The 25,490-nt window shown below is 75.1% G+C and carries 25 protein-coding genes; 9 read left to right on the forward strand and 16 right to left on the reverse strand.

All coding sequences use genetic code 11. The features are described 5' to 3' along the window. Positions 1 to 129 precede the first annotated feature (129 nt). Positions 130 to 1,209, forward strand: coding sequence for a DNA-binding protein (locus tag BCL65_RS14765; protein ID WP_106269257.1), 1,080 nt, complete (start codon positions 130 to 132; stop codon positions 1,207 to 1,209). Positions 1,210 to 1,217: 8 nt separating this feature from the next. After that, on the forward strand, positions 1,218 to 2,063 hold the full coding sequence (locus BCL65_RS14770; protein WP_219885666.1) for an alpha/beta fold hydrolase: 846 nt from the start codon (positions 1,218 to 1,220) through the stop codon (positions 2,061 to 2,063). Positions 2,064 to 2,082: 19 nt separating this feature from the next. On the opposite strand, the gene BCL65_RS14775 is transcribed toward BCL65_RS14770, so the two are convergent. After that, positions 2,083 to 2,574: an Lrp/AsnC family transcriptional regulator gene (locus BCL65_RS14775; protein ID WP_243401070.1), complete on the reverse strand. Its 492-nt coding sequence runs from the start codon at positions 2,572 to 2,574 to the stop codon at positions 2,083 to 2,085. Between the two features lie 202 nt (positions 2,575 to 2,776). Between BCL65_RS14775 and ald the strand changes: the two genes are divergently transcribed. Beyond that, positions 2,777 to 3,889, forward strand: coding sequence for an alanine dehydrogenase (ald, locus tag BCL65_RS14780; RefSeq protein ID WP_106269260.1), 1,113 nt, complete (start codon positions 2,777 to 2,779; stop codon positions 3,887 to 3,889). On the opposite strand, the gene BCL65_RS14785 is transcribed toward ald, so the two are convergent. The 5 genes from BCL65_RS14785 to BCL65_RS14805 form a co-directional block, all read right to left on the reverse strand. Next, a complete protein-coding gene (locus BCL65_RS14785; protein ID WP_106269261.1) occupies positions 3,873 to 4,889 on the reverse strand; it encodes a ribonuclease Z in 1,017 nt (338 codons plus the stop codon). The genes ald and BCL65_RS14785 overlap by 17 nt on opposite strands. 10 nt (positions 4,890 to 4,899) lie before the next feature. Next, positions 4,900 to 5,202, reverse strand: a complete 303-nt coding sequence (locus BCL65_RS14790; RefSeq protein WP_106269262.1) for a hypothetical protein — start codon at positions 5,200 to 5,202, stop codon at positions 4,900 to 4,902. A gap of 59 nt (positions 5,203 to 5,261) precedes the next feature. Beyond that, the gene (gene galE, locus BCL65_RS14795) at positions 5,262 to 6,284 is read right to left on the reverse strand and encodes a UDP-glucose 4-epimerase GalE (protein ID WP_106269263.1); all 1,023 of its coding nucleotides are present in this window, start codon (positions 6,282 to 6,284) and stop codon (positions 5,262 to 5,264) included. 68 nt (positions 6,285 to 6,352) lie between these two features. Then, positions 6,353 to 6,991, reverse strand: coding sequence for an FMN reductase (locus BCL65_RS14800; protein WP_106269264.1), 639 nt, complete (start codon positions 6,989 to 6,991; stop codon positions 6,353 to 6,355). Next, positions 6,988 to 8,148, reverse strand: a complete 1,161-nt coding sequence (locus tag BCL65_RS14805) for an LLM class flavin-dependent oxidoreductase (protein WP_106269265.1) — start codon at positions 8,146 to 8,148, stop codon at positions 6,988 to 6,990. Before BCL65_RS14805 ends, BCL65_RS14800 begins: the two co-directional genes overlap by 4 nt. A 313-nt stretch (positions 8,149 to 8,461) precedes the next feature. On the opposite strand from BCL65_RS14805, the gene BCL65_RS14810 reads away from it, so the two are divergent. Further along, positions 8,462 to 8,806 (forward strand): RNA polymerase-binding protein RbpA, encoded by a 345-nt coding sequence (locus BCL65_RS14810; protein ID WP_106269305.1) that lies wholly within the window; start codon positions 8,462 to 8,464, stop codon positions 8,804 to 8,806. Between the two features lie 92 nt (positions 8,807 to 8,898). On the opposite strand, the gene BCL65_RS14815 is transcribed toward BCL65_RS14810, so the two are convergent. The 10 genes from BCL65_RS14815 to BCL65_RS18470 form a co-directional block, all read right to left on the reverse strand. Then, complete coding sequence (locus BCL65_RS14815; protein ID WP_106269266.1) at positions 8,899 to 9,642, reverse strand: polyprenol monophosphomannose synthase; 744 nt, start codon at positions 9,640 to 9,642, stop codon at positions 8,899 to 8,901. Beyond that, positions 9,642 to 11,402: an apolipoprotein N-acyltransferase gene (lnt, locus tag BCL65_RS14820; protein ID WP_243401069.1), complete on the reverse strand. Its 1,761-nt coding sequence runs from the start codon at positions 11,400 to 11,402 to the stop codon at positions 9,642 to 9,644. The genes BCL65_RS14815 and lnt overlap by 1 nt, the downstream gene beginning before the upstream one ends. Before the next feature lie 16 nt (positions 11,403 to 11,418). Beyond that, positions 11,419 to 13,086, reverse strand: a complete 1,668-nt coding sequence (locus BCL65_RS14825; protein WP_106269268.1) for an amidohydrolase — start codon at positions 13,084 to 13,086, stop codon at positions 11,419 to 11,421. 64 nt (positions 13,087 to 13,150) lie between these two features. Beyond that, entirely contained in the window at positions 13,151 to 16,012 is a 2,862-nt protein-coding gene (locus BCL65_RS14830) for a DEAD/DEAH box helicase (RefSeq protein WP_106269269.1), read from the reverse strand. A 72-nt stretch (positions 16,013 to 16,084) separates the two neighbouring features. Then, on the reverse strand, positions 16,085 to 17,113 hold the full coding sequence (locus BCL65_RS14835) for a diacylglycerol/lipid kinase family protein (protein ID WP_106269270.1): 1,029 nt from the start codon (positions 17,111 to 17,113) through the stop codon (positions 16,085 to 16,087). Then, complete coding sequence (gene tatC / locus BCL65_RS14840) at positions 17,110 to 17,883, reverse strand: twin-arginine translocase subunit TatC (protein ID WP_308221120.1); 774 nt, start codon at positions 17,881 to 17,883, stop codon at positions 17,110 to 17,112. The genes BCL65_RS14835 and tatC overlap by 4 nt, the downstream gene beginning before the upstream one ends. Positions 17,884 to 17,893: 10 nt before the next feature. After that, positions 17,894 to 18,208, reverse strand: a complete 315-nt coding sequence (locus BCL65_RS18175) for a twin-arginine translocase TatA/TatE family subunit (RefSeq protein ID WP_106269272.1) — start codon at positions 18,206 to 18,208, stop codon at positions 17,894 to 17,896. 48 nt (positions 18,209 to 18,256) lie between these two features. Beyond that, positions 18,257 to 18,634 (reverse strand): hypothetical protein, encoded by a 378-nt coding sequence (locus BCL65_RS14850; RefSeq protein ID WP_106269273.1) that lies wholly within the window; start codon positions 18,632 to 18,634, stop codon positions 18,257 to 18,259. Between the two features lie 4 nt (positions 18,635 to 18,638). Continuing rightward, positions 18,639 to 19,643 carry a helix-turn-helix transcriptional regulator gene (locus BCL65_RS14855; protein ID WP_106269274.1) on the reverse strand — a complete coding sequence of 335 codons (1,005 nt, stop codon included), beginning with the start codon at positions 19,641 to 19,643 and terminating at the stop codon, positions 18,639 to 18,641. Next, a complete protein-coding gene (locus BCL65_RS18470) occupies positions 19,636 to 20,691 on the reverse strand; it encodes a helix-turn-helix transcriptional regulator (protein ID WP_106269275.1) in 1,056 nt (351 codons plus the stop codon). Before BCL65_RS18470 ends, BCL65_RS14855 begins: the two co-directional genes overlap by 8 nt. A gap of 35 nt (positions 20,692 to 20,726) precedes the next feature. On the opposite strand from BCL65_RS18470, the gene BCL65_RS14865 reads away from it, so the two are divergent. From BCL65_RS14865 to BCL65_RS14885, 5 genes are read left to right on the forward strand one after another with little or no spacing between them, the layout of a single operon-like run. Then, the gene (locus BCL65_RS14865; RefSeq protein ID WP_243401068.1) at positions 20,727 to 21,923 is read left to right on the forward strand and encodes a DUF3866 family protein; all 1,197 of its coding nucleotides are present in this window, start codon (positions 20,727 to 20,729) and stop codon (positions 21,921 to 21,923) included. Then, the gene (locus BCL65_RS14870; protein WP_106269277.1) at positions 21,920 to 22,654 is read left to right on the forward strand and encodes a DUF4129 domain-containing protein; all 735 of its coding nucleotides are present in this window, start codon (positions 21,920 to 21,922) and stop codon (positions 22,652 to 22,654) included. The genes BCL65_RS14865 and BCL65_RS14870 overlap by 4 nt, the downstream gene beginning before the upstream one ends. Beyond that, positions 22,651 to 23,133: a hypothetical protein gene (locus tag BCL65_RS14875; protein ID WP_106269278.1), complete on the forward strand. Its 483-nt coding sequence runs from the start codon at positions 22,651 to 22,653 to the stop codon at positions 23,131 to 23,133. Before BCL65_RS14870 ends, BCL65_RS14875 begins: the two co-directional genes overlap by 4 nt. After that, positions 23,130 to 24,113, forward strand: coding sequence for an AAA family ATPase (locus BCL65_RS14880; RefSeq protein WP_106269279.1), 984 nt, complete (start codon positions 23,130 to 23,132; stop codon positions 24,111 to 24,113). Before BCL65_RS14875 ends, BCL65_RS14880 begins: the two co-directional genes overlap by 4 nt. Next, complete coding sequence (locus BCL65_RS14885; RefSeq protein ID WP_243401067.1) at positions 24,110 to 25,489, forward strand: DUF58 domain-containing protein; 1,380 nt, start codon at positions 24,110 to 24,112, stop codon at positions 25,487 to 25,489. Before BCL65_RS14880 ends, BCL65_RS14885 begins: the two co-directional genes overlap by 4 nt. Position 25,490: the final 1 nt, after the last annotated feature.

Raw genomic sequence — 25,490 nt, forward strand, 5'->3', positions numbered from 1 at the left:
CTCAGGGCCGCTCGACGTCCTGCACCGACACCCGCTTTGCAAAAGCGGGTGTCGATAGTTTGCCGAGAGAAGTAGGAGTAGTTTGGCGAAACTTCTCCTCCTCCTCCGACCTGATCCAAGGACGCCACGATGGACTCGACGACGACCGCGACGATGAGCGCCACGACGGCCGGCACGACAGGGACGACGGTCCCGGCGAGGGAGCCGGACGCCGAGGAGCGCCCCTCCGACCCCGCGCCGCCGTCCGGAACGCTGCCCGTCAGCGCCCGCGACCGGGTGTACGCGGCCGCCGACGCGCTCGCGGCCGAGGACGCCGCCGTCACCGTCACGACCGTGCGCGAGCGAGCGGGCTGCTCCAACGCCGTCGCGACGACCTTCCTGCGCCGGTGGCGCGCCGACCGGGCCGCGGCCGCGGCGGAGGCGGCCCAGCTGCCCGCACTCCCCCGCGGCGTCGGCCTGCTCGTCGAGCGGGGGGTCACGGCGCTGTGGGCCGAGGCGGTGCGGGCGGCCCGCGCCGAGCACACCGCCGAGCGGGCGGCCGCGCGCGAGCAGCTGGACGCCGCTCGCGAGGACGCCGCCCGGGTCGCCGCGTTGCTGGACGGCGCCGAGACCGACTACGCGGCCCTTCGTCCCCACCTGGACGCTGCCCGTGAGGAGGCCGCCACCCTGGCGGACCGGCTGGAGGCGGCGACCACCGCCCGCGACGAGGCGCGCGCCGAGGCCGCCCACGCCGTCGGGCAGGCCGCCACGCTGGACGGCGAGCTCACGCAGGTGCGCACCGAGCTCGCCGACCTGCGCGGCCGGCTCGCCGAGGCCGAGCGGGGTCGGGCCGAGCAGGCCGAGGCCCGCGCCCAGGCGCACGGAGCGGTCGAGGGCACCCGGGAGGCCCTGGCCGAGGCCCGCGCCACGCTGGAGCGGGCCCGGGCCGCGAGCCTGCGGGCCCAGGAGGATCGCGCCGAGGCCGACGCCGAGCGCGCGGCCGCCCAGCGTGCCGTCGCGCGCCTCGAGGGCGAGACCACAGCACTGCGGCAGGAGCTGCAGGCCGCGCGGGAGCAGGCCGGCCGGGCCGAGCGGGAGCGGGCCACCGCCGAGGCGGCCCGCGCCCAGGCCGAGGGTGAGGTGGCCGGCCTGCGCCAGGCCCTGGAGGCACGGCGCTCCGACGCCCGCGACACCGATGCCCGTGACTCCGACGCCCAGGGCCGGGACTGATGGCGGCCGTGCACGACACAGGGCCGCAACTCGACCGCCGGTTCGCGTGGCGCGGGCGCCAGATCGCCTGGACGTCGATCGGGTCGGGCCCGCCGGTGGTCATGTGCCACGGCACGCCGTGGTCCTCGTGGCTCTGGGCGCCGTACGCCCGCGCCCTGGCCGCCGAGTTCACCGTGCACCTGTGGGACATGCCCGGGTACGGCGCCTCGTCGAAAGCACCGGAGCACGACGTCGACCTCGGCACGCAGGGGCAGGCGTTCGCGGCACTGCTGGAGCACTGGGACCTTGAGGCCCCGCACGTGATCGCCCACGACTACGGCGGCGCGGTGTCGTTGCGGGCGCACCTGCTGCACGGACGGCGGTTCGCGTCGCTGTGCCTGGTCGACGTCGTCGCGCTGCGGCCGTGGGGCTCGCCGTTCTTCACCCTCGTGGCCGAGCACGCCGACACGTTCAGTCGCCTGCCGGCGCCGGTGCACCTCGGGGCGCTGGAGGCCTACGTCGCCGGGGCCAGCCACCGCGGCCTGTCCCCCGCGCAGAGCGCCGCGCTCCTCGCACCGTGGCGTGACCCCGTCGGGCAGGCCGCCTTCTACCGGCAGATCGCCCAGGCGGACGAACGCTTCACCGCGGAGATCGAGCCGCACCTCGGCCAGATCGACGTGCCCACGCACATCGTCTGGGGCGAGCAGGACACCTGGATCCCCCCGGACCGCGCAGCACGGCTGGCGGCCGCCGTCGCCGGCAGCACCGTGACCCTCGTGCCCGACGCCGGGCACCTGATCCAGCTCGACGCCCCGGTCGCGCTCGCCACCGAGCTGCACCGCTGGCTCGTCCGCGTGACCTCCGGCACGCCCTGACGCGGGCCTCGTCGGTCGCTCAGTACCAGCTGGCCCGCACGTGCTCGAAGATCAGGTTGGTCTCGGTCAGCGCGACGCCAGGGTTCGCGGACAGGTTCTCGATGACGAAGTCGTTGAGGCCGTCCGAGTCGGGCGCGGCGACGTGGATGAAGAAGTCGTGCGCGCCGCCCAGCAGGTAGACGTTCATCACGCCGGGCAGCTCGGCGAGCTCGCGCAGGAACGCCTTGAGCCTGGAGCGGGCGGCGCCGTGCATCCGCACCGCGACGATCGCCTGCAGCGGCCGGCCTGCCAGCGCCGGGTCCACGTCGGCGTGGAAGCCACGGACGACGCCTTCCTCGCGCAGGCGTCGCACCCGGGCCAGGCAGGTCGACGGCGCGATCCCCACCCGGCGGGCCAGGGCGTTGTTCGCCAGGCGGGCGTCCTCGGCCAGCGCGGCGAGCAGGCGGTGGTCGACGTCGTCCAGCCGCAGCGTCGCCACGGGGCGGCGCTCGAGGCCCGACTGGCCACCCACGCGGGTCCGAAGATCGTTCGGGCGCGCCACCCTACCCGGCCCGCGCCCTGAAGCATCTGGCACCATGACGGCAATCTACCGAACGATCGTCCGGTTCGTGGCACTGCGTCGAACTTCTGGACCACACTGGTGGTGAGCGCCGTCACACCCCGACGGGCGCAGCAGCACGCTCCCACCGGAGCCACACCGAAGGCGGCACACCATGGACATCGCGGTCCCGAAGGAAGTCAAGAACCACGAGCACCGGGTGGCGATCACCCCCGCCGGGGTCCACGAGATCACCGCGCACCACCACACGGTGCACGTGCAGGCGGGAGCGGGGCTCGGCGCCGGCATCACCGACGAGGAGTACGCGGCCTCCGGCGCCGTCCTCGTCGACGGCGCCGACGCCACCTGGGCCGCCGGCGAGGTGGTGGTCAAGGTCAAGGAGCCCGTGGCCGAGGAGTACCACCGGCTGCGCTCGGACCAGCTGGTGTTCACCTATCTCCACCTCGCGGCCGACAAGGCGCTCACCGAGGAGCTCCTGGCCCGCCGCGTCACCGCCGTCGCCTACGAGACGGTCCAGACTCCCGCCGGCTCCCTGCCGCTGCTCGCCCCCATGTCCGAGGTGGCCGGCCGGCTCGCCACGCAGGTCGGCGCGGCGACCCTGCTCAAGGCCGCCGGTGGCCGCGGCGTGCTGCTCGGCGGGGTGCCCGGGGTCGCCGCCGGGCACGTCGTCATCATCGGCGCGGGGGTGTCCGGCATGAATGCCGCCCGCATCGCCGTGGGCATGGGTGCGCGGGTCACCCTGCTGGACACCTCCGCCGACGCCCTGCGCGCCGCGGACCGTGAACTCGGCGGGCGCGTGCAGACTCTCTCCTCGAACCGCCTCACCCTCACCCACGCCGTGCTGGACGCCGACCTCGTCATCGGCGCCGTGCTGGTCGCGGGCGCCAAGGCCCCCGTGCTCGTCCCGGACGACCTCGTCGCCCGCATGCGGCCCGGTTCCGTGCTCGTCGACATCGCCATCGACCAGGGCGGCTGCTTCGAGAGCTCGCACCCGACCACGCACGAGCGCCCCACCTACGGCGTGCACGACAGCATCTTCTACTGCGTGGCCAACATGCCCGGCGCCGTGCCGCGGACCTCCACCTACGCCATGACCAACGTGACCCTGCCCTACGTCGTGGCGCTGGCCGACCACGGCTGGCGCGACGCGCTGCGTGCGGACCCGGCGCTCGCCCACGGCCTGAACACCCACGACGGCGCCGTCGTCCAGGCCGGCGTCGCCGAGGCGCACGGCCTCGAGCACGTGTCCGTCAGCGACGTGCTGTGACCCCGCCGGCACGACGCCGGGGCGGGATCGGCACCCGGTCGAGGTCCGCCGCCACCGTCACCTCGCCGTCGAACACCTCGCGCGCCTCCCGCTCGAAGGCGAGCGGCAGCTCGTCCGGCTCGGCATAGCGCTGGGAGAAGTGCGTCAGCACCAGGTGGCGCACCCCGGCGCTCGCGGCCACCGACGCCGCCTGACGGCAGGTCAGGTGGGCGAACCGTTCGGCGATCTCGACGTCGCGGTGCAAGAACGTCGACTCGATGACCAGCAGGTCCACGCCGTCGGCCAGGGCATGGACGGCGTCGCACAGGCGGGTGTCCATGACGAAGGCCACCGACTGGCCGGGGCGCGGCACGCTCACCTGTGCCCGCCGGACGACGCGTCCGTCCGGCAGGGCGAGGACGCCGTCCCGGCGCAGGCGACCGACGTCGGGGCCGAGCGTGACGCCCGCGGCGGCGAGGGCCGCCGGGTCGAACGAGACGCCGTCCGGCTCGTCGAGGCGGTAGCCGACGGCGTCGACCCGGTGGTCCAGGGCTCGGGCGGTGAGCACGGGGGCGTCCGGACGGGGGTCGCCGGGCGCGGGTGCGCCCCGTTCCCCGGTCGCGCGGGGCACGACGACGGGGCCGTCGTCGGCACGCACCGACAGGGGCTGCAGCGCCAGGCGTTCGTGGTGGTCGTACGCGCTGGCCGCCAGCAGGTGGCGCACCCACGGCTCGCCGGACGCCGGGAAGGTCACCGGCACGGTGTGCTTCACGCCGTCGCCGGAGATCCGTTGGACGACGCCGGCGAGACCCAGCGAGTGGTCGCCGTGCAGGTGGGTGAGCGCAATGCGGCTCAGGTCGGTGGCGGACACACCGGCGTGGGTCATCTGGCGCTGGGTGCCCTCGCCGGGGTCGAACAGGATCGTGGTGTCGTCGAAGAACAGCACGTACCCGTTGTGGTTGCGGGTCCGGGTGGGCACCATGCTCGCGGTGCCCAGGACGACGAGCTCGCGCCGGGACATGCTCAGCGGGTCACGAGGCCAGGGCGTGCCCCACGGCGCGGACCAGACCGCTGGTGCTCACCGCACCACGCCGGTAGCGCTCGGCCGCCGCGGACAGCGCCTCGGCGACCTGGGGGCGCACGCCCGCGGTCGCGGGCCGCCACACGTCACGGTCGAAGACGGCGGTGCGCCGTGCCGGGCCGCGGCGCAGGCGACCGACCAGCGGCTGGACGTCCGCGGCAGCGCTCGTCGGCCGACGAGCCGGCATGGGGCCCCGGTACCGGGCGCCCGGGTTCCAGCGCTGGTCAGGGCGGGTGCGGCCGTCGTCGGTCATGGGATCATCCTCGCGCCCAGGGTCGACGTCGCGCAAGCGGTCGGCGGGCGCAGCCGGCCTCAGGAGTCGGGGAAGCCCTGGGGGTTTGCGGACTGCCAGCGCCACGTGTCGGCGCACATGTCGTCGATGGACTTCTCGGCACGCCAGCCCAGCTCCTCCTGCGCCCGGGTCGGGTCGGCCCAGAACGCCGGCAGGTCGCCGGAGCGCCGCGGCCCGACCTCGTAGGCCAGCTCGCGTCCGACGGCGCGCTCGAACGCGTGCAGCATCTGCAGCACCGAGGTGCCGGTACCGGTGCCGAGGTTGAACGCGCGCACGGGGGTGGCCATCGTGTCGAGGTGCTCCAGGGCGGCCACGTGACCGGCGGCGAGGTCCTCGACGTGCAGGTAGTCGCGCTCGGCGGTGCCGTCGGTGGTCGGGTAGTCGTCGCCGAACACGGTGAGCTTCTCGCGCCGGCCCACGGCGACCTGGGCGATGAACGGCATGAGGTTGTTCGGGATGCCCTGCGGGTCCTCGCCGATCTCGCCCGACGGGTGGGCGCCCACCGGGTTGAAGTACCGCAGCAGCGCGACCCGCAAGCCCTCGGTGGCGGCGGCCACGTCGGTCATGATGCGTTCGATCATGACCTTGGTCTGGCCGTAGGGCGAGGCGGACGACAGGTGCTCGTAGTCCTCGTGGTACGGCACGGGCGCGTGCTCGCCGTAGACGGTCGCCGAGGAGGAGAACACCAGGCGGGACACGTCGTGGCGGCGCATCGCCTCGAGCAGCGACAGGGTGGAGTCGAGGTTGTTGCGGTAGTACTCCAGCGGCTTGGCGACGGACTCCCCCACCGCCTTGAACCCCGCGAAGTGCACCACGGCGTCGAAGCGCTCGTGGGCGAAGAGCAGGTCGGTCTTCTCGGCGTCGGTCAGGTCGATCGCGTGGACCGGCACGTGCGTCCCGGACAGCGACTCGAGCCGGCCGATCACCGTGGGCTTGGCGTTGGAGAAGTCGTCCACCACGACGACGTCGTGCCCGGAGGCGATCAGGGACAGGACGGTGTGGGAACCGATGTAGCCGGCACCGCCGGAGACCAGAACGCGCATGGCCCCAACCCTACCCGGGCCGCGGTGGCGGCCCGGGCGCCGGTCACGACCCGGACGCGGTGGTCGGGTCAGCCGCCGAGCAGGTCCGAGAAGCTCGGCGTGCTCGCGAACGGGTCGGCCTGCTCGCCGCGCGGCTCGCGGGCCGCGACGGCCCGGGCCAGCTCCTGGCCGGCGCGCGCGATGCGCTGCGGCAGCCCGCCGGCGCCGTCCCGCGGCCCGTCGGGGGCGGAGGCGCCCGCCCAGTCGGCGGTGGCGGCGAACACGGAGGTGGGCACCACGTCGGCGTGCAGGTAGGACAGCAGCGGGCGCAGGGCGTACTCGAGCGCCAGCGTGTGGCGCTCGGTGCCGCCGGTCGCGCCGAGCAGGACCGGGACACCCGTGAGCGCGGCCGGGTCGAGGATGTCGGCGAACGACTTGAACAGTCCCGAGTAGCTGGCGGTGAACACCGGGGTCACGGCGACGATCCCGTCGGCCTGCTCGACGTGCCGGACGGCCTCGGCGAGGTCGCCCGCGGCGAAGCCGGTGAGCATCGCGTCGACGATCGCGTGCGCGTGGTCGCGCAGCTCGACGACCTCGACCCGGACCGGCACGCCGGCCAGGTGCAGCTCGTCGGTGGTCGCCGTGGCGAGCCGGTCGGCCAGCAGCCGCGTGGAGGACGGCTGGGACAGCCCCGCCGCGACCACCGTGAGGAGACGTTCGGTGCTCATGCGCGTGCTCCTTCGGCGAGGGTCCCGGTCACGTCGTCGACGCCGTCGCCGACGTGGGTCGCGGCGGTCCGGCCGGCAGCGCGGGCGGCCGCGACGCGCTCGGCGTGGGTCGGCGGGTTCAGGGGGACGTCGTCGGCGGGGCGCTTGGCCTCGACGATCGTGCGCAGCGCGGGCACGACCTCGCCGGCGAGCAGGTCGATCTGCTCCAGCACGGTCTTGAGGGGCAGACCGGCGTGGTCGATGAGGAACATCTGGCGCTGGTAGTAGCCGACGTCGTCGACGAACGACGCGTACCGGTCGATGACCTGCTGCGGCGAACCGACGGTCAGGGGTGTCTGGGCCGAGAAGTCTTCGAGCGAGGGCCCGTGGCCGTAGACGGGTGCGACGTCGAAGTAGGGCCGGAACTGCCGCACGGCCTCCTGGCTGTTGCGGTGCAGGAACACCTGGCCTCCGAGCCCGACGATCGCCTGGTCGGCGCGGCCGTGGCCGTGGTGCTCGTAGCGCTGGCGGTAGAAGCGGACCATCTGCCGGGTGTGGTGCATGGGCCAGAAGATGTTGTTGTGCAGGAACCCGTCACCGTAGTAGGCGGCCTGCTCGGCGATCTCCGGCGAGCGGATCGAGCCGTGCCACACGAACGGCGGCACGCCGTCGAGCGGGCGGGGCGTGGAGGTGAAGCCCTGCAGCGCGGTGCGGAACGTGCCCTCCCAGTCCACGACGTCCTCGGTCCACAGCCGGCGCAGCAGCGCGTAGTTCTCCACGGCCAGGGGGATGCCGTTGCGGATGTCCTGACCGAACCAGGGGTAGACAGGTCCGGTGTTGCCGCGACCCATCATCAGGTCCATGCGGCCGTCGGAGATCACCTGGAGCATCGCGTACTCCTCGGCCAGGCGGACCGGGTCGTTGGTGGTGATCAGCGTGGTGGCGGTCGACAGCGTGATGTTCCGGGTGACCCCCGCCAGGTAACCGAGCATGGTGGTGGGGCTGGAGGCCATGAACGGCGGGTTGTGGTGCTCGCCGGTGGCGAAGACGTCGAGCCCGGCCTCGTCGGCGTGCCGGGCGATGGTGAGCATGTCGCGCACACGCTCGGTGTCGTCCGGGACCCGTCCGGTGGTCGGGTCCGGCGTGATGTCGGAGACGGAGAAGATGCCGAACTGCACGATGACTCCCTGGATCGCTCACTGATTCATGCATCTGCATGTATCGACCGTGCCAACCTGCCGCTCCCCCCGATTGTTCCCGTCCCCCGGTCGCGCCGCAGTCAGCGACGAGGTGACGTCACCCACAACCCGGTCCCTGCGACCGTTCTCGACTTGCGTGGCGGGCCCGCGCTGGCCAGCCTTGACCTGCACACGGCCCCACCCCGGACCGAGCCGGTACGCTTCACCGGTTCTTCACGCCCCGGCGGAACAACCGCCGTCAGGCGCGCGTTGGACACCAAGGCCCCTAACCCATCGACCTGTGGAGGACGACATGCCCGACCGCTCCCTGCGCGGCATGAGCATCGGCAGCAAGAGCATGGAGTCCGACGAGGGCGTGGACTTCGCCCCGCGGTTCCAGGCGCACTACGACTGCCCCAACGGCCACACCATCATCCTGCCGTTCTCCACCGAGGCCGAGGTCCCCCCGCTGTGGGAGTGCCAGTGCGGTGGAGAGGCGCTCCTGCGTGACGCGGAACGCCCCGAGGCCAAGCCGACCAAGCCGCAGCGCACCCACTGGGACATGCTGCTCGAACGGCGCTCCGTCTCCGAGCTCGAAGAGCTCCTCGACGAGCGCCTCGAGCTGCTGCGCGCCGGCAAGCTGCGTCGCTCGGCCTGACGCCCCGCCGTGGGCACACCACGGTCGTGCGCAGCACCAGTGCGGTCCTCCGTCCCCGGAGGGCCGCACTTCGTGCTTCTCGCCGCGGCTCCTCAGCGCGGTGCCGGCAGACCGCGCAGCTGACCCCACCGGAACCGCAGACCCCACAGCGTGACCTTCGTCAGCGCCTCGACCACGATGGACCGCGACATCTTCGAGACCCCCGCCGCACGCTCGACGAAGGTGATCGGGACCTCTGCCACCGTTCCTCCGCCCCGCAGCACCCGCCAGGTCATGTCGACCTGGAAGCAGTAGCCGTGCGACTCCACCGCCGCCAGGTCGACCGCCCGCAACGTGTCCGCGCGGAACGCCCGGTAACCGCCGGTCGCGTCCCGCACACCGATCCCCAGCGCCAGGCGCACGTAGGTGTTCCCCGCCCGCGAGAGCAGCATCCGGTGCCACGGCCAGTTGACGACCCGCCCGCCCGGCACCCAGCGCGACCCGATCACCAGGTCCGGGACGTCGTCGCCCGCCAGCCGGTCCAGCAGGCGCTCCAGCTCCTCGGGCCGGTGCGAGCCGTCGGCATCCATCTCGCACAGCACGTCGTACCCGCGCTCGAGCCCCCAGCCGAAGCCCGCCACGTACGCCGCACCGAGCCCGCCCTTGCCCGCCCGGTGCAGCACGTGCAGCCGGTCGTCGTCCGCGGCCCGGCGTGCGGCCAGCTCCCCCGTGCCGTCCGGCGACGCGTCATCGACCACCAGCACGTCGACCTCCGGCGCGACGGCGTCCAGCCTGTCCAGCAGCACCGGCAACGACTCGCGCTCGTCGTACGTCGGCACGATCACCAGCGTCCGCATCAGCGGGCCCGTGAGCGGCGCTCGCGGGCGGCGGTGGCCGCACCGGCCACGACCAGGGCGACGGCGAGCCCGCCGACGACCCAGCCCGGCCAGTAGCCGGCCTGCACGGCGGGCGTCAGCGTGGTGCGCAGGGGCAGCGCGGCGACGAGCTGGTCCGCGGTGAACAGCTCCGTCCGCGCCACGAGCGTGCCGTCCGGCGTCACGACTCCCGAGACGCCGACGGTGGAGATCTGCACGGCCGCGCGGCCCGTCGTCATCGCCTGCATCCGCGTCATCGCGAGCTGCTGGGTGGACTCGGCCGTGTAGCCGAACGAGGCGTTGTTGGTCGGCACCACGAGGACCTCGGCGCCGCGCACCACCGCGTCGCGGACGATCTCGTCGTAGGCGATCTCGAAGCAGATGATGGTGGCCATGGGCACGGTCGTGCCGTCGTCGCGCGGCAGCTCGACGACCGCCGGCTCCGCGCCCGGGAGCATGTCGTTGGTGACCCGGTCGACCTGGTCGGAGAAGACCCGCACGAAGCTGCGCAGGGGGATGTACTCGCCGAACGGCGCGGGGTGCTGCTTGGCGTACCGGTCGGTGACGCCGCGGCCGGCCTGCCACAGCAGCGAGACGTTGTACCGCCCGCCGGTGTCGGGGTACTCCTGGGCGCCCACCAGGATCGGGGCACCCACCGCGGTGGCGGCCTCGTCGAGCGCCGTGGCGACCTCGGGAGTCTCCTGCGGATCCAGGTCGGACCCGTTCTCGGGCCACAGCACGACGTCGAGGTCCTCGCCGCGGTCGGCCAGGACGGCGGTGCCCTCGAGGTGGTTGTTGAGGACCTCGGCCCGGTTGGCGAAGGAACCCAGGCCGGGCTCGGCCACGTTGCCCTGGACGGCTCCGGCCAGCAGCACGGGACCGTCGGCCTCGTGGGTGGCCGTGCCGGCGTCGACGACCGTGGTGTCCAGCTCGGCGGTGGCGACGGGCGCCGCGGCGGACCCGGCCGGCAGCGGCAGCGCGGCCGGTGCCAGCACAGCCAGGGCGCCGACGGCGACGAGCCCCGCGGCGACGGTGAGCGGACGGCGGTCCCGCGGCCGGGCAGCACGCGTGCGCCAGGCGACGACGGCCTGTGCCAGCGCCAGGGCGCCGAGGGTGCCGGCGAACGCGACGAGCAGGGAGACCAGGGTGGTGCCGCCGAGCCACGCGGCCCGACCGGTGGGCGCGTCGACCATGGTCCAGGCCAGCCGACCCCAGGGGAACCCGCCGAACGGGACCTCCGCACGCCACTGCTCGACGGCGACGAGCACCACGGCGAACGCGCCCGCGTGCGCGACGGCACGCCCCCATGCGCGCACGGTGGTCGCCCCACCGGGTCGACCGGCCCCGCGCAGCCGCAGCGGTGGAAGCCGTCGCGCCCACGTCCACAGCACACCGAGGACGGCGCCGAAGCAGGCCTGCAGGATCGACAGGGCCAACCACGGGACGGTGTCGGTGGCGAAGTTGGCCCACCAGATGTGCGGCAGCCAGAACGTCAGCATCGCCACGAAACCGACCAGGGCGTTCCACGCGGCGGCACGGCGCCCGTCGCGCCGCAGCGCCGCGTACAGCAGGCCGACGGCGACGAAGGCCAGCGGCCAGGCGTCGACGTCGGGGAACGCGGCCCACAGCCCGGCCCCGGCCGCGACCGCGAGCAGCAGGGTCACCGGCCGGGAGGTCCACCGGTCAGGTCGCGCCGCGGGCGGCGGCGGTGCGGCGGCGGTGCGGCCGACGTCGGGGTCCACGCTGGTCACCATGGTCTCAGGCGTCGATCGCGTCGAACAGCACGACGCCGTCGCGCACGGTGCGCAGGCACTGCGGCGCGCGCGTACCGGGCGACAGGTCCGGCAGCAGCGGCTGGCCGGAGCGCGCCTCGGGGTTCCACTGCGACAGCCGGCCGGGCGCGGACTGGACGGCCAGGGAGTCGGCGCGCCACACCGCGAGGTGCGCGGGCGCGCCGACCCGCAGCTCGCCGGCGCCGGTGTGGTCCAGGCCGGCGAGGCGCCACCCGCCACGGGAGTGGGCGCGGAACGCGGCACGGGCGCTGATGCGCTGCGAGGAGTCGGCGTGGCTGATGGCGCCGCGCACCGCCTCCCACGGGTCGAGGCGCGTCACCGGCGAGTCCGAGCCGAACGCCAGGGGCACGCCCGCACCGGCCAGGTCCGCGAACGGCGACAGGCTCGAGGCCCGCGGTCCGCCCAACCGGGCGGCGTACATGCCGTGCGGTCCGCCCCAGGTGGCGTCGAACGCCGGCTGGATCGACAGGGCCACGCCGTACAGCAGCAGAGCGGCCAGCGCCCCGGCGTCCACGAGCATGGCGTGCTCGACACGGTGGTGCCCGCTGCGCAGCAGCCCCGCGCCGGCTCGGTCGGCGGCCGCCTCGAGGCCGTGCACGAGCTCGTCCATCGCGCGGTCGCCGATGACGTGGAAGCCGCCCTGCAGCCCGGCCTCCGAGCAGGCGACCAGGTGGGCGGCGATCTGCTCCGCCGAGAGGTAGAGCTGCCCGTTCGTGGAGGTCCCCGACGGGGAGGGGAACGGCAGGTCGGCGTACGCCGCGCGCATGGCGGCGGTGCGCGAGCCGATCGAGCCGTCGACCGTCAGGTCGCCGCCGATGCCGGTCAGGAACGGCAGCTCGGCCTGCAGCTGACGGGCGTCGTCGACCGACGCGCACAGCTCGCCGCGGTAGGCGACCACGTGCGGCAACGGCTCGGCGGGGTCCGCGGCCAGCGCCATCAGCTCGGTCAGCCCGGCGCGGGTGTCGACGTGCGGAGCGCTCATCTCGTGCAAGGACACGATGCCGTGCGAGGCCGCCTGCCGCAGCGCCTGCCGGTAGGCGCGGGTACGCCGGGCGGGGTCGAGGTCGTGGGCGGCGGCCCGGGCACGCAGGTAGGTCTCGCCGGTCACGACGCCGGAGCCGTCCCACGACGGGTCACGGTCGATGCCCGTGGCAGCAGCGAACGACGAGGACACGAGCGCCGTGTGGCCGTCGACGCGGACCGCCAGGGTGGGGCGCCCGCCGGTGGCCCCGTCGAGCTCGCCCAGGTGGGGTGCGCGTCCGGCGGGCCACGCGTCGTCGTCCCAGCCGAAGGCCAGCAGGACCTCTCTGCCGCCCGGGTCCCGGGCTTCGAGACGGCGGGCCCCGGCCGCCAGCGCCTCGAGGGCGGCCGGCAGGTCGCCGGCGGCCCCCGGGCTCAGGTCGACCGACTCCAGCGCGAGCCCGGTCTCCAGGGTGTGCAGGTGGGAGTCGACGAACCCGGGTGTCACCAGTGCCCCGTCGAGGTCGACGACGGCGTCGGCACGTGCCGCCAGGCCGGCAGCGGTGTCCTCGGCCCCGAGCCAGGCCACGACCCCGTCGTCGACGAGGATCGCCTCGGCGAACGGGTCCGCGGAGGAGTGGACGACACCGTTGCGGTACAGGGTGGAGGTCACGGCCGAAAGCCTAGAGCACCTGGTCGCCCCGGCCGCCACGAGCCGGTTCACGATGCTGTCACGATCACAGGCTCGAGTAGGCCACCACCCCGCGCAGGACGGCGTCCTGCGCCGTGCGCGCCGCGGCCCGCACGCCGGGCCGGGGCGCCGCGACGGCGAGCTGGTCGAGGACGTCAACGACCTGCTTGCACCACCGCACGAAGTCCCCGGCGGCGACGTCGGTGCCGCGCAGCACCGCGTCGAGGCTCTTGCCCGAGGCCCACCGGTGCACGGCCCCGGCCAGACCGGTGTCCAGGGGCCCGGTGGCCTCCAGGTGGTAGGCGGCCTCCAGCGACGTGATCTGCGACCAGACGTGCGCCGTGGCGTCCAGCGCCGTGGCGAGCCGACCCTGCGGGCCGCCCGGGACGTACGGGTCGTCCACCTCGTCGCGACGGCCCGAGTAGACCACCGCGGAGACCGCGGCGGCGAGCTCGGCCGGGTGCAGGTCGTCCCAGGTCCCCTGGCGCAGGCACTCGGCGAGCAGCAGGTCGTCCTCGGCGTAGAGCCGACGCAGCCAGCGGCCCTCGTCGGTCACCTGCAGCGCGCCGGAGTCGTCCGCGGCCAGGTAGCCGAGCTCGCGCAGCACCACGCAGGTGCGGTCGAACGTCCGCGCGATCGAGCCGGTGCGGCCCTCGATGCGCCGCACCAGCGTGGCGTGCTCACGGCGCAGCTTGTCGGCCCGCTGCGCCCACCGGGCGTGGTCGTCGCGCTCCGGGCAGTCGTGGCACGGGTGGTCGCGCAGCTCGGCGCGCAGCCGTTGCACCCGCGCGTCCGAGGCCGCGTCGGCCCGGCGTCCGGGGCTCCCGGGCACCCGCCCGCTGCCGCCGTCGTCGGAGAACGCGCCCAGGGCGTTGCGCATCGAGGACGCCAGGTCGCGGCGGGACTCCGGCTTGCGCGGGTTGAACCCGGAGGGGATCTTCACCCTCGTCACGGTGCGCACCCCGCCGGGCACGTCGGCCAGCGTGAGCTTCTTGACCTGCTTCTCCTGGGTGAGCACGGTCGGTCGCGGACCGTCGAACCCGCCCTCGCCGCGGCCCGGGTCCAGGACCACCACGTACCCGCGGCGGCGTCCCGTGGGCACCTCGACGACGTCACCGCGGCGCAGCTTCTCCAGCGAGGCCACCGCGTCGGCACGCCGGGCGCCCTGCTCTGCGCGCGAGAGCTCCTTCTCGCGGTCGGTCAGCGCCCGGCGGATCGACATGTACTGCGCGAAGTCGCCGCGCTCGCACGTCATCGCCTCGGAGTAGCCCTCGAGGGCCTCGGCGTGCGCCTGCGCCTGCTTGGCCAGCCCCACCACGCCACGGTCCGCCTGGAACTGCGCGAAGCTGGTCTCCAGCACCTCCCGTGCCCGTTCCGCACCCACCTGGCTGACCAGGTTGACCGCCATGTTGTACGTCGGGCGGAAGCTCGAGCGCAGCGGGTACAGGCGGCGGGAGGCCAGACCGGCCAGCGCCACCGGGTCCAGGCCCAGGTGGTCGACCACCACGGCGTGCCCCTCGACGTCGATGCCGCGGCGGCCCGCCCGCCCCGTGAGCTGGGTGTACTCCCCCGGCGTCACCGGCTGGTGCGCCGTGCCGTCCCACTTGACGAGCTTCTCGAGCACCACCGAGCGGGCCGGCATGTTGATGCCCAGCGCGAGGGTCTCGGTGGCGAACACCACCTTGACCAGCCCGCGGGCGAACAGCTCCTCGACGGTCTCCTTGAACACCGGCAGCAGGCCGGCGTGGTGCGCGGCGATCCCCCGGCACAGCGCGTGCTGCCAGGACCAGAAGCCGAGCACCTCCAGGTCCTCCGGCGGGATGGTCACCGTGCGCTCGTCGATGACCCGCCGGATCTCCGCCTCTTCCTCCGCGTCCGTCAGGCGCAGGCCGGCCCCGAGGCACTGCTCGACCGCTCCCTCGCAGCCCGCCCGGGAGAAGATGAAGTAGATCGCCGGCAGCAGCGCGTCGGAGTCCAGCGCCTCGACGACGCCGAAGCGCCGCGGCGTGCGACGCTGCGGCACCGCTCCCCCGGCGGGGCGCGCACCGCCGCGACCCCGGTAGCCGCGGTCTCCGCGACCACGACGGCCCCGCTGCGTGCCGCCGTCGGACCGCCCGTGGGTGTGGAACAGCCGCGCCAGGTCCGGGTCGATCGGCGGGTTCGTGCCCGGGTCGGTCGGGTCGACGTGCCCGGCGTACAGGTCGAACAGCCGCGGCACGCCGCGCGGCTCGCTGGGTGCGGTGATGACGTGCTGCCACAGCGGCACGGGCCGGCGCTCGCTGACCACCACGGCGGTGTCGCCGCGCACGGTCGCCAGCCAGTCGCCGAACTCCTCGGCGTTGGACACGGTCGCGGACAGCGAGACCAGCTGGACGTGGTCGGGGAGGTGGATGATCACCTCTTCCCAGACGGGACCGCGGAACCGGTCGGCGAGGTAGTGCACCTCGTCCATGACGACGTAGGACAGACCCTCGAGCGCGGTCGAACCGGCGTACAGCATGTTGCGCAGCACCTCGGTGGTCATCACGACCACCGGGGCGTCGGCGTTGATGGAGGTGTCGCCGGTGAGCAGGCCGACGTTCTGGGCGCCGTGGCGCCGCGCCAGGTCGTTGAACTTCTGGTTGCTGAGCGCCTTGATGGGCGTGGTGTAGAAGGCCTTCGTGCCGGAGGCCAGCGCCAGGTGGACGGCGAACTCGCCCACGACCGTCTTGCCGGCGCCGGTCGGGGCGGCGACCAGGACACCGCGTCCGGCTTCCAGGGCCGCGCAGGCGTCGGCCTGGAACGGGTCGAGCTCGAAGTCGAGGACCGTGCGGAACCGTCCGAGCTCGCCGAGGGCGTCGGCCTTGTCGCGGGCGGAGCGGGCTCGAGCGGCGGCGTACCGCTCGGCGGGGCTGAGGTCGGCCGTCATGCTCGCCAGCCTACGGTGACTTCGGCGTCCACCCGCCGCTCGGTGGTCGCTGCGGGCCGCCAGGGGCGATGCTCAGGGCCGCCCGTCGGCCAGCAGCCGGACGGCGCCGGGCACGGCACGGGCGGTCACGGGCAGGGGGCCCAGCCGTTCACCGTCGCCGTGCGCCTCGGGCAGCGAGGTGGTGCCGGCCGGCAGGTCGGCGGCCGGTGGCGGTGCCGGGGCGATGGTCACCGCACGGGCCCGCAGCAGATGCACGTCACGGTGGTGCACGTGCCGTCCGGAGAACATCAGCGGGAAGATCGTCGCGGCGCCGGCGCGGGTGAGCACCGGGGCCACGAGCACGTCGAGCAGACCGTCGTCGACGCTGGCGTGCGGGGCGACGCGGATGCCACCGCCGATGCGGTCGGTGTTCGCGGCGGTGACCATGGCGGCGCGGCCGGTCCACGTGCGTGCGCCGGTGCCGCCGTCGGGCTGGGTCAGGGGCAGGTCTGCGGCGTCGGTGACGTCCTCGAGGTGCAGGGTGTACGCCCAGGCGCGGAAGGCGACGATCTCGGCGAGCGCGGCCAGGGTGTAGCGCGCCGGACCGCGGGGGTGCCGCATGGCGTTGGCGCGGGCGTTGACGGCGGCGTCCAGCCCGGCGGACACGGCACCCGCGACCCACCGGTCGGGCCGGCCGGGCGAGGTGACCCGGATCGCGTCGACGGCGCGCGCGGCCCCGGCTGCCAGCGCCGCCAGCAGACCGGAGCCCGCCGCGACGTGGTCGCGCACGGGCAGGCCGAGGCAGGTGGCGAAGTCGTTGCCGGTGCCCACCGCCACGACCCCGAGCGGCGTCCCGGTGCCGGCGACGGCCTGCGTGCCCAGGTGGACCATGCCGTCCCCGCCCACGACGACGAGCGCGTCCAGGCTCCCGGTCGCGACGGCGGTGCGGGCGCGCGCGGTGGCCTGCTGCAGGTCCCTGCCGGACAGGTCGGTCACGTCGTGCCCGGCGGCGCGCAGCGCGTCGAGGAGCTCGCGCCCGGCCCGGGCACCGCGCCCGCCGCCGGCCACGGGGTTGACCACCACACCCAGGCGTCGTGCGCCGCCGGTGACGGCCGGCGTCACCCGACGGGCGCGACGCGGCGGCGGTCGACGCGCCGGTCGTGCAGGAAGCAGATCCCGGTCGCGATGAAGTACAGGGCGCAGATGGGACCGGCGATCGCGAACATGCTGAGCACGTCCATGGTGGGGGTCACGATCGCGGAGAAGAGGAAGGACACCAGGATCGCCCACCGCCAGCCGGCCAGCCAGGTGCGTGCGCGCACGGTGCCCATGAGGTTGAGCACCACCATGAACACCGGCACGAGGAACGCGATGCCGCAGGCCAGGATGAGGCGCATGACGAAGCTGAGGTACAGCTGGGCGCCCACGAGGTTCGAGCTGCCCTCGGGCACGAAGTCGTTGAGGACCTGCACGACGTAGGGCAGGACGTACCAGGCCAGGCCGGCCCCGGCGAGGAACATCGGCACGGCGGCGAACAGGAAGCCGTAGACGTAGCGCCGCTCGCTGCGGGTCAGGCCGGGGTTGACGAAGGCGAAGACCTGGTACAGCCACCAGGGGCTGGAGACCAGGACGCCGAGGAAGAGCGAGACCTTGACCCGCATGTCGATCGCGGTCGCCACACCGTCGAAGTTCAGGCCGATGAGCGCGCCGCGCCGTGCGGCGGCCTCCTGCAGCGGCTGCACGAGTGCCGCGAGCAGCGGGTCGTAGAGGATCCAGCCGAGGACGGCGCCGGCGAGCAGGCCCAACGCGATGCGCACGACGCGCTTGCGGACCTCGACCAGGTGGTCGCGCAGCGGCATGCGCCCCTCGGGGTCCCGGGGGGTGCGGGGCACGGTGGACCCCTCAGGCGTTCCGGTGCTCGCCCGCGCCGGGGCCGGGGTCGCTCGTGCCGGCGGCGGACGTCGGCGGCGCCGGCGTGGTGGCGCTGGTGCCGGCGGGGGCACCGGTGCCGGACCCGGCCTCCGTGGAGGCGCTCTCGGTGGTGCTGCGGCGCGGCTCGTCCTCGTCGTCGTCGCGCAGCTCACGCACCTCCTTCTTGAAGATCTTCAAGGAGGTTCCGACGCTCTTGGCGACGTCCGGCAGGCGTCGCGCACCGAAGAGCACCACGACGAGCAGGATGAGCGTGATGATGACGGCGGGGTTTCGGAAGATACCCACGGACTTCAACTCCCAAGCGTTCGGTGCGCGCCACGGGCCGGCGCCACATCAGTCTATGCCTACGCCACGGTGCGGTGGAACACCTGCGCGACGTCGTTCCAGCCAGCTCCCGGACCGCCACGCCTGCCAGGTCGCGCGCTGGCGGGCGCGGCGCGCGACCCGGCGTCGGTCACCGGCACGACGCCGTCCCTGCACGCGCGCGTGCAGGGACGCGCGGGAGGCGAACATCGTCGCGGAGGTGTCGGGACGCGCGGCCTCGGCCCGGGCGACGGCGTCCGAGACCCGCTCGGAGGCCGCACCGAACGTGCGGCCCGCGACCGTCACCTCGCGCAGCAGCGCCAGGCCCGCGCGGACCACGCCCCAGGCGATCCAGCCCAGGAGCACCAGCGCGCACACCACGAGCAGCGTCCATCCCCAACCCGGCATGCGCTCAGCCTAGCCGCGGCGGGTCGCCGTCGTCGGCATCGCCGTCGTCGGCCGCGAGGGCCTCGCGGGCCGCGTCGGCCACCTCCCGGGCCACGTCGGCGGGCTCGACCGCCAGGACGTCCGGGGCGTTGGTCAGCAGCAGCCGGCGCAGCCACGCCGGGTTCGTCACCCGCAGGCGCACCTCGAACGAGCCGTCGGGCAGGTCGGTGACCGACTCGACCGGGACCTCCTCGGCGACCCAGCGCGCCGGGGACGCCAGGCGCAGCACCGCCACCTGGGCCGACTGCCCCGCCTCCGCGGCCACCTGGGCGAACACGTCCACGTCACCGTCCACCTCGCGGTCCTGCACCGCCTCGCCGGTGGGCACGGCGTCCAGCACCCGGTCCACCCGGAACGTGCGCCGCCCCGCCGCCCGGTAGCACCAGCCCACCAGGTAGGTCGCGTCGTCCTGCGTGACCAGCCGCACCGGGTCGACGTCGCGCTCGCTGACGGTGTCCGCCGCGTCGACGTACCGCAGCCGCACCCGCCGCCCCGTCGTGACCGCGTGCGCCAGGACGCCCAGCACCCGCGCGTCGCCCTCGCCGCCGAGGCGCACGTCCACCGCCTGGGCGGCCTCCCCCGTGGCCGCCGTCAGCTTGTCCAGCGCCGAGGCCACCACGGCGGCCCGCTCCGGGTCGGCCTGCACCGCCGGCGTGGTGTGCATCGCGCGCAGGGCCGCCACCAGCGCCACGGCCTCACGGGTGCCGAGCCGCAGCGGTCGCGTCAGGCCCCGGCCCTGGGTCAGCGACACCAGCCCCTCCTCCAGGGAGTAGGCGTCGAAGTCGATCAGGTCGTCCGGCATGTACCCCGGCGTGCCCGAGACCCACAGGGCGTCGATGTCCTGGCGGACACGTTCCGGCGTCACGCCGAACTGCCGGGCCAGCTCGTCCACGCCCACCGGACCGGCACCGTCGAGGTACGCCACGATGCCCAGCAGCCGCACCAGCCGGTCGTCCGCCCGCTCAACCATGACGCACCTCCGGCCCGCCGGCCCCGTCCGTCCCGCCCGTAGCCCCCGGAGCGCGGTCCAGGCCCGCCGCGGCGGTCAGCCGCCGGCGCACCTCCGCGCGCAGCTCGGCCGGCTCCAGGACGAGCACCGCCGCCCCGTAGCCCGCGACCTCGTCCGCCAGAGCCGTCAACGACCGGAACCGCACCGTCACGACGTCACGACCCTGCGGCGCTCGCGGCACCGCACCGGCCGGCTCCACGGCGCGCGCCCGCAGCACCGGGGCACGCTCGGGCACGACGGCGAGGTGCGCGGTGCGCTCGGAGCCGACGTGGGCGCCCAGCGCGGCGTCCACGTCCACCCGGTCGGGGATGGTGAACGCACCGGCCTCAGGACCCACCCGGACCCGGCCGTCGATGCGCGACAGCCGGAACACCCTCGTCGCCTCCCGGTCGCGGTCGTGCCCGACGACGTACCAGGCTCCGCCGCGCGCGGCGATCCGCCACGGTTCGACGGTGCGCACCCGCACCCGGCCCGTGTTCGCCGCCCGGTAGCGGAACGTGGCCACCCGGCGCTCCGAGACCGCCTCGAGCAACGGCCCGTAGGCGTCCCCGGCGGCCCGCAGCCGCGGCGTCAGCCCGGCGACGGCGTCGCCCGCCGCGTCCGCCGCACCGGCGGCCGCGAGCTTCGTCATCGCCCGGGACATGTCCGTGCGCAGCGTCTTGTCCGACCACAGCTGCGCGGCCAGCGAGACCACGCCGAGCTCCGCGGGGGTCAGGTCGACCGGGGGCAGGGCGTACGCCTCGTTGTCGATCCGGTAGCCGACCTCGTCGCTGTGCCCCGAGCCCTCGACCGTCACGATCGGGACGCCGAGCGCGCGCAAGGTGTCCTTGTCGCGCTCGAACATCCGCTCGAACGCCTCCGTGGACGGAGCGCCGTCATATCCGTGCACGCCCGAGCGCACCTGCTGCTTCGTCATGGCCGCCGAGGTGTTCACCAGGGCGATGACGAGGTTCAGCAGACGCTCGTCCGGTCGGGTCGGCGGGCCGCCCGCCGCGTCATCACCTGCCATCGGCCACCACGGTAGTCCCAGGTACGCTTCCACGGGTGACGACAGGGCCGACCCACCGACGAACCGCCGCCGACCACGTGACCTGGCGCACCGGCTCCGTGACCGCCCGGGGCCGCGCCTGGCCCGGCGCACGCGAGCTCACCGTCCGGCTCGGCGAACCGCTGCCCGCCCCGGACGGCGGGGACGGCGTCCGCGAGGTCCGCGCCCTGGCCTACACCACGCTCGTCGGGGACCCCGAGGTCGGCGACCGGCTCGCACTGAACGTCTCGGCGCTCGCCCGCGGGCTCGGGACCGGCGGGTACGCCCTCGTCGTCGCCCCCGCCGACCCCCACGCCGTGCCCCCCGACCCGGTCCCCGGACCCGGTCACCTCGTCAAGGCCCGCTACACCCCGCTGCAGGCGATGGTGCTCGGCGTCGACGAGCAGGAGTCCGCCCACCACGACGTCCTGCGCGACGCCGACGACCTGGCGGCCACCCCCGTCGTCGTCGCCGACCTGCACTCCGCCGTGCCCGCGATCGTCGCGGGCGCCCGGTACGCCGCGGCGCTCGCGGGCACGGCCGCACCACGGGTCGCCTACCTCATGACCGACGGCGGAGCGCTGCCCGCCGCGTTCTCGCGCACCGTCGCCGCGCTGCGCGAGCACGGCTGGCTCGAGGCGACCCTCACCGTCGGCCAGGCGTTCGGCGGCGACCACGAGGCCGTCAGCGTGCACAGCGGGCTGCTCGCCGCCCACCACGTCGTCGGTGCCGACCTGGTCGTCGTGGCTCAGGGGCCCGGCAACCTCGGCACCGGGACCCGATGGGGCTTCTCGGGGGTCACGGCCGGCGAGGCCGTCAACGCCGCCGCCACCCTCGGCGGCCGGCCCGTCGCCTCCCTGCGCGTGTCCGGCGCCGACGCGCGCGACCGGCACCTCGGCGTGTCCCACCACTCCCTGACCGCGTACGGCCGGGTCGCCCTCGCGCGCGCCGACGTCGTCGTGCCGCACCCCGACGACACCCTGCAGGACCTGCCCGGCTGGGGCGCCGCCCTGACCCGTCGCGTCCACGACCAGGCCGCCACCCTCGGTGCGCGCCACCGCCTCGTCGACGTCCCCGCCACCACCGACCTCCTCGAGGCGCTGCGCCGATGCCCCGCGCGGCTGTCCACCATGGGCCGGGGCCTGGACGCCGACCCCGCGGCGTTCGTCGCGGCCGCCGTCGCGGGCCAGCACGCCCGCGACCTGCTCCCGTGACGCCCGCCGGGCGGCGGACGCACCCGGCCACCGTCCTCTCCCACCCAGCCGCCCTGGTGGTCCTCGCCGTGCTCGTCGTCCTCGGCGCCGCCACCGCCACCCCCTGGCACCTGACCGTGCCCGAGCTCCTCCTCGACGCCGGACCCGGTCGACCACTCCCCACCACCGAGCCGTCCCCGCCCCCAGCCGCGCCCCGCACGGACGCCTCCACCGGCGAACCCGACGACACCCTCCTGACCACCCTGATCGTGCTCGGGGCGATCATCCTCGTGCTCCTGCTGTGGGCCGCCGGCCGCACGATCCTGCGCGCGCTGCGGGACGCCCCGCGCAAGCCGCCCGAACCCGACACCCTCGACCGCGGCGGCGACCTCGCCACCGCCGCCGTCCCCACCGTCCCCCTGCCCGAGCTCGCCGACGCCGTCACCCGCGCCCTGCAGCACCTCGACGACGCGCGCACCCCCACCGACGCGGTCATCGCCGCCTGGGTGGCGCTCGAGGACGCCGCCGCCGAGCACGGCACCGCACGCGACCCCGCCCAGACGCCCACCGAGTTCACCCAGGCGATCCTCGCCACCACCCCCGCCCCACCCGGCCAGGTCGCCACGCTGCGCACCCTCTACCAGCGCGCCCGCTTCACCACCCACCCCACCGAGGACGACGACGTCACCGCCGCCCGCACCGCCCTCACCCGCATCGCCCGCAGCCTCGACACGCGGGGCACCGCACCATGACCCGCCGCCACCTGCCGACCGCCGTCGCGCTCCTCACCGCCCTCGCGCTGGCCGCCACCGGCACGCTCGACCCCCTCCACGCCCTCCTGCTGCCCTGTGCCGGCCTCGTCGTCTGGCACGCCTGGCGCACGGTCGACGACGGCGCCGAGGCCGCCTGGCCCGCACCGCCCGCCGAACGACGCCACGGCGCCCGCCACGACGTCACCGACCTCGGCTGGGCCGCCTTCACCCGTGACGGGCGGGTCTCCGCCCGCATCACCCGCCGCGTCCACGCGATCGCCCAGCACCGGCTCGCCCCCCACGGCATCGACCTGACCGACCCGCACCACCGGGACGCCGCCGCGACGATCCTCGGCGCCGACGTCGTCGACCAGCTCCGCTCCCGCCGGCCACCCACGCCGCGCACCCTGCACCGCTGGCTCGACGCCGTCGAACGCATCCCGCCCGACCCCCCGCGCACCGGAAGGCCCTCCGCATGAACCACCCCGCCACCCCGCTGCCCGTCGCCGACGTCGCCGACCGCGGCCGCGCCGTCCTCGACGAGATCGGCACCGCCGTCGTCGGCATGCGCGACTCGCTCGAGCTGGCGCTCGCGGCGGTGCTCGCCGGCGGGCACGTGCTCTTCGAGGACGTGCCCGGCCTCGGCAAGACGCTGGCCGCGCGGTCCCTGGCCACGGTGCTCGGGCTCGACTTCGCCAGGCTGCAGTGCACGCCCGACCTGCTGCCCAGCGACGTCACCGGCTCGAGCGTCTTCGACCCCGCCACCCGCGAGTTCGTCTTCCGGCCCGGGCCGGTCTTCACGGGGCTGTTCCTCGCCGACGAGATCAACCGGACGGCGCCCAAGACGCAGTCGGCGCTCCTGGAGGCCATGGCGGAGCGCCAGGTGTCCGCGGAGGGCACGACCCGCCCGCTGCCACGGCCGTTCCACGTCGTGGCGACGTCCAACCCGGTGGAGTACGAGGGCACCTATCCGCTCCCCGAGGCACAGCTCGACCGCTTCATGGTGCGGCTCGCCGTCGGCTACCCCGACCGCGACCAGGAGCGCGACGTGCTGCTGCGCCGGGTCGCGCGGCGGCAGGAGGCCGCACCGGTGCGCCGTGTCGTCGACGCGGAGACCGTCCTGGCCATGCAGGCGGGCGTCGAGGCCGTCGAGGTCGACCCGGACGTGGCGGGCTACTGCGTCGACCTCGCCGCCGCGACCCGCGCGCACCCCTCGCTGGAGGTGGGTGCCTCGCCCCGTGGGTCGCAGAACCTCCTGCTGCTGGGACGCGCGGTCGCCGTGCTCGACGGGCGCGACCACCTCCTGCCGGAGGACGTCAAGCGGGTCGCGGTCCCCGTGCTCGCGCACCGGCTGACCCTGACCCCGACCGCCTGGGCGGCCGCGGTGCGCCCCGAGGACGTGGTCCGCGAGCTGCTGGCGTCCGTCCCCGGGCCCGCTGCCGTCGGGTCGGCCCGGTGACGTTCGAGACCACGGAGCGTGCCAGGGCTCAGGAGCGCGGGACGCGCCGGCCCGGGGAGCCCGTGTGGCGCCGGACGCCGCACGGCGTCGTCGGGACGTCGGTGGGGCTGCTGCTCCTGGCGGTGGGGCTGCTCGCCGGGCGTGCGGACGTCGCGCTCGTGGGGCTGCCGGTCCTCGTGGGTGCCGGCTGGTCCGGCAGACCGGGTGCGCTCGCCCAGGGCGTGCCGGACCGGGTCACCCGGACCAGGCTGACGTCGGACGACGAGCAGGCGAGCCCGGGCGAGCTCGGCGCGACGCTGCTCCTGGACCCGCCGCCCGGGGCGGAGCTGCTCCAGGCACGCGTCGCGGCTCCCGGGCACGTCCCGGTCGACGTCGTGCTGCCCGCCACCCGGCGTGCGGTGCGCCTCGGTCTGGCGACGGTGCGCACCGGCCCGCAGTCGACGTTCGTCGTGGACGTCCGCGGTCACGGGGCGGGCGGGTCGACGGCGGAGGACCCGGTCCGCTCCTCGGCGCCGGACCGGCTCGTCCTGCCGCAGGTGATGCCGCTCGGACGCGTGCCCCTGCCCCACCGGCTGCGCGGCCTGACCGGCCCGCACACCTCGAGGCGCCTCGGCGACGGCAGCGAGCTGCGTGACGTCCATCCCTTCACCCCGGGCGACCGGCTGCGCCGCATCGACTGGCGTACCACCGCGCGACGCGCCCCGGACCTCGACGAGCTCTACGTGCGTCGCACCCACGCGACGGCGGAGGCCACGACCATGCTGGTGGTCGACTCCCGCGACGAGGTCGGCCCGGACCTGCGCACCTGGCGGGGCGAGGGACCGCAACGCATCGACGAACCGACCTCGCTCGACCTCGCCCGGCACGCCGCGGCGTCGGTCGCCCGGGCGGTCGTGGACGCCGGCGACCGCGTGGGGCTGGAGGACCTGGGACGCCGGCGCCGACCCGTGCCGCCGGCCGCCGGGCGACGACACCTGCGGCGCGTCCTGCACGGGTTGGCGACGTCGAGCCCGCTCGGCCCACCGGCGCGGCGGCTGCGTCCGCCGCGCGTGCCGGCGGACGCCGTCGTGTACCTGTTCTCCACGGTGCTCGACGACGAGCCGGTGCGCATGGTGCGCACCTGGCACGAGGGCGGGCACCGGGTCGTGGTCGTCGACACCCTGCCCGCCGTGCGTCCCGTCCACGAGGAGCACCTGCGCATCGCGTGGCGGGTGACCAGCATGGAGCGCGAGGACCGGCTGCGACAGCTCAGGAGCGAAGGCGTGCCGGTGGTGGCGTGGGCCGGCACCGCTCGGGCCGAGGCGTCCACCCGGTTCGAGGCGGTCGTGCGGGCGGCGGAGCGTCACCACGGTTCCTCGGTGCGGCACCTGACCTGAG

The sequence above is a fragment of the Isoptericola halotolerans genome (genome assembly GCF_003003075.1).
Classification (GTDB): Bacteria; Actinomycetota; Actinomycetes; order Actinomycetales; family Cellulomonadaceae; genus Isoptericola; species Isoptericola halotolerans_A.